At 56.8% G+C, this 6005-nt stretch carries 6 protein-coding genes and 1 riboswitch; of the genes, 1 reads left to right on the top strand and 5 read right to left on the bottom strand.

Going from position 1 to position 6005, the window contains the following annotated elements; all coding sequences use genetic code 11:
• Positions 1 to 105 precede the first annotated feature (105 nt).
• The 3 genes from ACODSV_RS35790 to ACODSV_RS35780 form a co-directional block, all read right to left on the bottom strand.
• A complete protein-coding gene (locus ACODSV_RS35790) occupies positions 106 to 690 on the bottom strand; it encodes a TMEM165/GDT1 family protein (protein WP_005784895.1) in 585 nt (194 codons plus the stop codon).
• An 88-nt stretch (positions 691 to 778) separates the two neighbouring features.
• A riboswitch (yybP-ykoY riboswitch) is annotated at positions 779 to 900 on the bottom strand.
• Positions 901 to 950: 50 nt separating this feature from the next.
• Complete coding sequence (locus ACODSV_RS35785; protein WP_150055806.1) at positions 951 to 1949, bottom strand: methyltransferase; 999 nt, start codon at positions 1947 to 1949, stop codon at positions 951 to 953.
• A 30-nt stretch (positions 1950 to 1979) separates the two neighbouring features.
• Entirely contained in the window at positions 1980 to 2945 is a 966-nt protein-coding gene (locus ACODSV_RS35780) for a 2-hydroxyacid dehydrogenase (protein WP_150055805.1), read from the bottom strand.
• A gap of 84 nt (positions 2946 to 3029) precedes the next feature.
• On the opposite strand from ACODSV_RS35780, the gene ACODSV_RS35775 reads away from it, so the two are divergent.
• On the top strand, positions 3030 to 3662 hold the full coding sequence (locus ACODSV_RS35775) for a LysE family translocator (protein WP_010213066.1): 633 nt from the start codon (positions 3030 to 3032) through the stop codon (positions 3660 to 3662).
• A 138-nt stretch (positions 3663 to 3800) separates the two neighbouring features.
• Here the strand turns inward: ACODSV_RS35775 and ACODSV_RS35770 are convergent, their stop codons facing one another.
• The gene (locus ACODSV_RS35770) at positions 3801 to 4373 is read right to left on the bottom strand and encodes a lysozyme inhibitor LprI family protein (protein ID WP_150055804.1); all 573 of its coding nucleotides are present in this window, start codon (positions 4371 to 4373) and stop codon (positions 3801 to 3803) included.
• Positions 4355 to 6005, bottom strand: a 1651-nt coding sequence (locus ACODSV_RS35765) for a pesticin C-terminus-like muramidase (protein ID WP_489078410.1), incomplete at its 5' end; no start/stop codon positions are given. The genes ACODSV_RS35765 and ACODSV_RS35770, both read right to left, overlap by 19 nt.

Below are 6005 nucleotides of genomic sequence, written 5' to 3'. Positions count from 1 at the left end.
GGGGCTGCTTCGCAGCCCAACGCGGGGCAAGCCCGCTCGCCACAGTTACAGTGTTTCTCCTTCACTGACAGGCATTAGGGCAAGCCCCTTCTCACAGTGGATCGCTTAAATCCAGCCGCTGCTCTGCATGGCCTTGTACACCGCCACAATCGCCAGGACAAAGAACGCCGTAGCCGCCAGTCGACGAATCAACGTCAGCGGCAGTTTCTCCGCTGCGAAATTCCCCGCCAGAACCACCGGCACGTTGGCAATCAACATGCCCAGGGTGGTGCCGATAATCACCAGCCACAACTCCGGATACTGGGCCGCCAGCATCACTGTGGCGATCTGTGTCTTGTCACCGATTTCTGCAAGGAAAAACGCAATCAGCGTGGTCAGGAATGGCCCGAATTTGCGCGTGGTACTGGCTTCGTCATCATCGAGTTTGTCCGGCACCAGGGTCCACAGCGCCGTGGCACAGAAGCTTGCCGCCAGGATCCAGTGCAACACCGCATCCGAGAAGAAACTGCCAAACCAGGCACCCACGGCACCCGCAGCCGCATGGTTGGCCAGGGTCGCGGCGACGATGCCGGCGATGATCGGCCAGGGTTTGCGAAAGCGCGCGGCAAGGATGAGTGCGAGCAGTTGCGTCTTGTCGCCGATTTCGGCCAAGGCAACGATTGCGGTAGGAACGAGTAGTGAATCCAGCATCAGGTAGTTTCCAGGGGGCGGGTCGACACGGCTATGACACGTACAGCCTTCCCGCCCCGGGTAAGGTGTGCGTGTCATAGGTCTTGTCAAACCCCGGTCCGTCTGTGCGGACTCCTGGGTCGCATACGCCATGGCCTGTTGACCAAGTATGTTGACGTATGCCGGACGAGCGTGGCGCTCGTGGGAGACTACTCCCCTAGGACGGAGCGGATTCTGCCTAGGCAAAATCCATTCGGCAAGCCTTCTTTTTCAAATGCCCATCAGGGGCGCTTGGCGCGGTAGATGCGAAAACCATTGCCCTCGGCCTTGACCGCACACACGCCCAGGTGCTCTTCGATCAACGGTTGGTACTTCAGGAAGCTATTCGCAACCAGGCGAAGTTCGCCACCTTTTGCCAGGTGTTTTGCCGCTTTTCGCAGCAGGTTTTCAGTGGCGAAATAATCGGTGTGCACCCCGACATGGAACGGCGGGTTGCTCAAGATGGCGTTCAACCCCATCGGTGCGGCGTCGATGCCATCACCGGTCAACACCTCGGCCTCCAACCCATTGGCGGCCAGGGTGAGGCGACTGCTGGCGGCGGCGAAGGCGTCCACATCCAGCATCGTTACGGTGTTGTGTGGGTAGCGACGCTTTACCGCCGCCCCTAACACACCGGCGCCGCAACCGAAGTCCAGCAAATGGCCGCTGGGCAGCTTGTCCAGATGCTCCAGCAACAGCTCGGTGCCACGATCCAGACGGCCGTGGCTGAACACACCCGGCAGGCTCACCACCTTGAGCGGCCCTTCGGCCAGCGGTACTTCGAACACCTGTGCCAGGCTCTCCAGCTCGAGCGCCTGGGGCGCATTGGCCACGGTGACTTGCCACAGCTGGCAATGCCGTGCGTTGTCGAGCTTGCGCGGTTTGCCAAAGGGCGCCATCTGCTTGGCAGCACTTTCGATACCGGCTTTTTTCTCGCCCACCAGAAACAGCTCGGCGCCGGGCAGGCGTGCGGCTACGGCGTTGAGCAGGTAATCGGTGAGGTCCTTGGACTTGGGCAGGAAGATCACCGCTGCATCAAACGAACGCTCGGGCACGTTCACGCCGAATTGGCTGCGCTCCGGGAAGCGTGCGTCGAGCGCCGCCTGGTCGCCGGCATGCCAGCACCAGCCGTGGGCGTTGGGCAGGCGACCGAGCAGGTCGTCGGCGGGCAAGCCCACCAGCAACAGGTTGCCTTGAAAAAGTTCGGCCTGACGAAGCAGTACTTCACTGCGCGGATCCATGGTCTGCTCCTTGAAAAGGGGCGCAGTTTATCAACTGACGACGCGCAGCGGGGCGCCGCTGAAAAAGCCCCTGGCGTTTTCCGCCAATTGGCCAACGATGCGCTGCCGCGCCTCGCGACTACCCCAGGCGTTATGCGGCGTGACGATCAAACGTGGGATATCGTCGGCCAGCAGCGGGTTGCCGGCGACCGGTGGCTCGACACTCAGCACGTCGGTCGCCGCGCCACCCAGGTGGCCGCTGCGCAAGGCATCGGCCAGGGCCTGTTCGTTGATCAAGCCACCGCGCGCGGTATTGACCACAAACGCTCCGGGCTTGAGCAGCGCCAGTTCGCGGGTGCCGATAAAGTCGCGGGTATGTTCATTGAGCGGGCAGTGCAAGGTCAGCGCATCGACCTGCGCCAGCAATTCATCCAACGGCACGCGATCAGCACGGGCAGGGCGCCCGGGAATCGCGCCGAGTAGCACGCGCATCCCGAAGGCATCGGCCAGGCGTGCCACGGCGCTGCCCAGTTCGCCATGGCCCAGCAGGCCAAGGGTTTTGCCTTCCAGTTCGACGATAGGGTGGTCCAGCAGGCAGAACTGCTTGGCGTGCTGCCATTTGCCCGCGCTCACATCCTGCTGATAGTCCTTCAAGCGCGTCGCCAGGTTGAGCAGCAGCATGATCGTGTGCTGCGCCACCGACGGAGTGCCGTAGCCCTGGCAGTTGCTCACGGTGACGCCATGGGCGCGGGCGGCCTCCAGGTCAACGTTGTTGGTGCCGGTGGCCGACACCAGGATCAACTTGAGCTCCGGGCAGGCCGCGAGGGTTTCGCTGTTGAGCGGGATTTTGTTGCTGATGGCGACTTGAGCGCCTTGCAGGCGTTCGATCACATTTTGCGGCGTAGTGCCCGTCAACAGCTGCAAGTCGCTGAAACGACTGCGCAGCTCACTGAGGTCAAGATCTCCCAGGTCCAGGGAGGGGTGATCAAGGAAGACGGCGCGGCGATTGTTCGTCATCAACTGTACCTTTTGCGACAGGGTTCGAAGGCGTAATCTGCCGAGCCTATCAGATGAAATAATCCGTTACTTAATGGAGTGAGTATGTACGCCGCCGAGTTCTTGACCGTAGCCCTGATTCACTTGTTGGCGGTGGCCAGCCCCGGCCCGGATTTTGCGGTGGTGGTGCGTGAGAGCGTGACCCACGGCCGTCGCGCCGGGACTTGGACCGCGCTGGGCGTGGGCTCGGCGATTTTCCTGCATGTGGGTTACTCGTTGCTCGGCATCGGCCTGATCGTGTCCCAGTCCATCGTGTTGTTCAACGCACTGAAATGGGCCGCGGCCGCGTACCTGCTGTACATCGGCTTCAAGGCCCTGCGCGCGCAGCCGGCCAAGCCTGCCGCCGAGGGCGAGTTGCACCGCGAAGCGGGCGAGCGCACCCCGCGCGGCGCATTTACCGCAGGCTTCGTCACCAACGGCTTGAACCCCAAGGCCACGCTGTTCTTCCTGTCGCTGTTCACCGTAGTGATCAACCCGCACACGCCATTGGCGATCCAGGCCGGTTACGGCGTGTACCTGGCGGTGGCGACGGCGTTGTGGTTCTGCCTGGTGGCCATGTTGTTCAGCCAGCAGCGTGTGCGCGCGGGTTTTGCGCGGATGGGGCATTGGTTTGATCGGACCATGGGGGCGGTGTTGATTGCGATTGGGGTGAAGTTGGCGTTTACCAGTATGAAATAAGAAAAGGCCGCAGTAAAATTTTTATTACTATCGCGGGATTTGAGCGGGCAGTTTTTCTAAGAGTCGTAGGTATTAAATAGGGCCGCATGGTGCGGCCCACATATTTACGCTTCTCTATTTTTAATCATGTCCTCGTGTCTATATTGACTGAAATTTCAGTCTGGCTCGACAGAGTCTCTCATCTTCACCGTAAACACCTTGTGTGAGTTCGCAATTTTTCTTGTAGTAATCAGTTTCTTCAGGCAGTTTTATTAAGCTTTCAATGTGTAAGAGTATTTCGTCTCTGCTTTTTGAAGAAATGCTATTTATGAGTGAAAGTGCATTGTAGAAGCCGTCACCACTAACTCCTGTATCCAAGCGAAATAATTCCACTAGTCTCGATGACGTTGAAGAAATCAAACATCCCATTTTTTCGATTTCCGCCTCTTCGCCCGGCAAAGTAGACTCGTAAATTTCATTGCAGTACGCATCTCTATATTTGACCCATGCGCGCTCAGTTTCGATAAGGAGTTTTCTATTGGGGAATTCACGCGGCGCAACCATTTTCGAATATTGCTCGTTAAGATTTTTGTCAACTTTTTCGTACAGGTTGGTTGCGCACTGAAGAATATCTTTTGTTGTTGTACTTGTGTTATCGCAATCACCTTTAGCAAAGGTTGGTGAAGTAAATAAAACACCCAAAGCGCTCATCATTATCGCCAGCAGTCGCATTTCATACCTCTTTCAAAAAGTTTTGCTTCTTCCTCTCGACGAATTATTAGTCCTCCAAGCCCCGCTTTTCCTTCCCAAAGCCTTTTCATCGAACGAAGTCTAGATGGGATTTTCTCTGGGGTGAGATTTAACAAGTCATCGCTAATTTGTTTCATTTCTAAACGAGATTCGAGATCTGGCCGAGAAAAAGATATTCCTCTGTTGACCACAAGGGATAACAGTGCTCCTTGGCAATGTGGATGCAGATTCATTGCACCCGGATAAGCTTCGATTACCAATTGTGCGTAACGTTTTTTCATTTTTATTGCAAGGGATATGGCGTTTTCTTTACTGATTGAAATGTGATTTAAAGAGCTCAGTATGTCCCTAGCCTGAGTACCTTGCCTCCCAATAGCAGTTGTCAGAGTATCAATGTCCGATTGACTATAAATTTGTGCAAGGTCGTGACGGACTTGCGCTATTGTTTGCTGTCCTAAGTCATACCCATACCCAAGAGTAACTCCGCTCGCACCTGCAGGGACGTAAGGGTTCTTGCTATACCCTTCTTTATCTAAAATAAATTGAAATGACTCTTTTGACACGATAAGTGTGCCAGCAACTCCTTCCAGTTCATAAGCATCAGTAGCACACTCTTTAGGGCACTCAGCGTTAAATCTCATAGTCAAGCCGATTGGATGCAAGTGATACACCTGCCCATCCACCGGCAATCCAACTCCCTCCGCCACTTCATTCCACCAACTGATCTCCCTGATCCGCTCCTTCTCCGCCACCCAGTTCAAAAGTGGAGTCGAGCCGCTATGCCCCAGTACATCGTCCAGCGCGTCCCACTTATGGGGTTCGTGGCGCCACTCGCTTTCGTAGTGGATGATCAGTTGCGACAGCGACTGCGCGTGTGCCGGTAAAGCAATCGCTGCCTGTAACTCTTCAGCCGTCACCACTCCATCACGGTCTCGATCGATGATGTCGTACAGGCGATTCTTCATCGGCCCTTTATCCGACTTATCGGCCAAGTTACCGTAGCGTTCGAGTTGCTCCTGACTGAAACGACCAGCCGCGCGAAAAAAGGAAGCCAGGGTTTGCCGAGGGGAGTCATAGTTGAAGACGACGTCGTAGCCCTCCCACGACCATGGACTGAACCACGGCGTGACACCCACTTCTTCACGCACCCAACCGTCGAGTAACGCACCGTTCGCGTCGTGGAATAGTCCATCAAGCCGATACCAGTTGCAGGCGCGTCGATCTGGTGTTGCGGTAACTACGATTTTTTTGTCAGCCGGCAGGCCATCAATCAGGCGTTTGGGCACCAGCAGATCATCATCGCTGGGCGTGCTGGCGGCGCTGAGCGTGGGGGGTTGTGTGGCGTTGAAACGCTCCTGATGCGTCACCACAGCGGTGCCCTTGGAGAATTTCAGCCAGGTCTTGCTGGCAGCAGGCAGTCGCTGGGCCCAGGCACGGCTGGCCTCGATAAATGGCTCCACGTGGTCGGCACTGAACACTTCCAGGTGCAGCTTCTTTTCCGGGTGCTCGGCATTGCCGCCTTGATACTCGCCAATGTGTCCGATCAAATCTCCCGCCTTGATCGGGATGGGTTGATCGAGCACCACGATGCGGTCGGCTAGCGGCTCCAGGGCG

The sequence above is a fragment of the Pseudomonas sp. FG86 genome (assembly GCF_057808775.1).
The sequence above is the reverse complement of the archived record's forward strand: the minus strand, read 5'-3'. Positions and strand labels throughout refer to the sequence as shown.